Raw genomic sequence first — 2,107 nt, 5'->3', positions numbered from 1 at the left:
CCGAGCCGGTGATGGTTTCCTTGCGCTGCGTGCCGTATCCCACCACGACCACTTCGTTTAGCGATTTGGTGTCGGCAGCCATATTGATGTTGATGCTGGATTTCCCGCCGATCGGCACTTCCTGCGAAATGTAACCGATGTAGGAGAAGACCAACGCCGTCGCTTTGTCGGGTAGATTGATCGAGTAGCGACCATCCGCATCCGTCACCGCGCCCACCGTTGTGTTTTTTACGACAACGCTGACACCGGGTAACCCCTGCTGTTGATCGTCGACCACTCTACCGGCGATTTTGGTCTGAGCGTAAGCGCCTACCGACGCCAGGAGCCCAAGCACAAAAGCCAGACATAGCGTGCTACGTCTGAGCGTTCTGGCTTGCCCCCCCGGCAAAACGGCTTCGGGGTCTCTGCAGACATTTAGATTAGTAAATAGTTTTGGCATGATATAACTTAGTTATAGTTTCAACTATTGAGTCAAAGCCACTACGTAGGTGTTTATACCTATACTATATTACCTAGTAATTGACAAATATTAACATTAAATGGCAATTTTCTTGTTAAAAATTGACCAAAACAATGATTCTATAGAGTAAGTAAAGTATATACAACTAAGCATATTTTCCCACTATTTTGGGCATCTTTTCCAATCCTATATCCTCATCATCAATGTCCTAGGTGGGTTATTATACGGTCGAACTCTAAGTAATCTGGTTTACTAGTGAGTAGTGGCCAACAAAAAACGGCGACCGTATCCTAGGACACGGTCGCCGTTTTTTGTTGGCTGACGTCGAGTGCTACTAATAGCCTGGATTCTGAATCAGCTTGTTGTTGCGGTTCATCTCGTCCCGGCTGATGGGCAGGTAGTACATCTTGTCCAGCCACGCCCGGTTCTCCTTGCCCGGATCGATCTCCACCACCCGGTACGTGTAATCGTAGCTGGTTGGATCGTACTTATACAACGATACCGTCTTGCCCGCTTTCAGCGTACCCGTGATGCTGATGGTGTTGGCTTTGCGGCCCAGCGTCGATGGCGCAATCATCCACCGACGAGCGTCGTGGTAGCGCTGCTCCTCGAACACCATCTCGATCCGCCGTTCGTTGCGGTACCGCTGCCGCAGCGCGTCGCCCGTTTCCGTCAGCGCCGGCATACCCGCCCGGAAACGAATCTTGTTCAGCCAGCTCTTCGCTTCGGCATCCTCGCCCAGTTCAATACACGCTTCAGCGTAGTTGAATACCGCTTCCGTGTAGCGGAAGAATGGCCAGGGAATCTGCTGGTACGTGTTCTGATCAACAATCTCGGGGTTCGGATCGGTAAACTTCCGCATGTAGTAGCCCGTATAGCTGCCGTTCCAGTCTTCCACCGTGCTCTTGCGGGTGTCCAGACCAGCCACCGAAGCTTTACCGCTGCCGCTGGTCACTTCGTACTGTCCCGTCTGAATCTGGTTAGCCGGGTCTTTGGCCGCTACGTCGGCGGTGCGGGGTTTCCAGGGCGCCCCGTCGTAGAGAATCGACGCGTAGAAGCGCGGATCGCGGTTGGCGTACGGCGTCGTCGCTTTCGTTGGATCGCTCCAGCTGAACTTCGACCCGTCAATCATTTCGTAATCATCAACCAACAAGGACACTGGTGTGTTACCTGCCCAGTTGTGGTAGCCGTTCGGTCCGTTAAACAAACCCTGCTGGCCACCCGCTTCTGGCTTCTGATTAATAAACGACCGCGAGAACAGCACGTCCTGATCCCCACCGCTGCGCGACAGGGCGATGTTCATGTAGTTGGCCGTACCAGCATCTTTACTTGCAGGTGCTGATAAACTCAGCTGATAACCACTCGTTGCATCCAGTACGGCTTTAGCAGCAGCTTTTGCTTTCTGCCAACGATCCGACCGGCTGCCACTCACGTAGCCCAGCAACGCAGGCTGGGCGAAGGCCGCGTGCGCCGACGATTTTGCCTTCGCCGTGGCGGCATCGTAGAGGTCACTGGCCGCGTAGGTCAGCACCCGGGCTTTCAGCGCCAGGGCCGCCACCGAATTGGCCCGCCCTTTAGCCAGCGATTTGCCTTTCAGCAGGGCAGCCGCTTCATCGCAGTCCTTGGTGATGAAGTTGATGCACTCCT

At 54.0% G+C, this 2,107-nt stretch carries 2 protein-coding genes; both read right to left on the bottom strand.

What is annotated here, in order from left to right; genetic code table 11:
- Positions 1–439, bottom strand: a 439-nt coding sequence (locus ACYVAD_RS09190; RefSeq protein ID WP_461139206.1) for a carboxypeptidase-like regulatory domain-containing protein, incomplete at its 3' end; no start/stop codon positions are given.
- 355 nt (positions 440–794) lie between these two features.
- Positions 795–2,107: RagB/SusD family nutrient uptake outer membrane protein (locus ACYVAD_RS09185; protein ID WP_461139205.1), on the bottom strand; the 1,313-nt coding region annotated here is incomplete at its 5' end.

The organism is Spirosoma pomorum (assembly GCF_054776615.1).
Note: the sequence above shows the minus strand (reverse complement) of the source record. Positions and strands in the feature narration are given on the sequence as shown.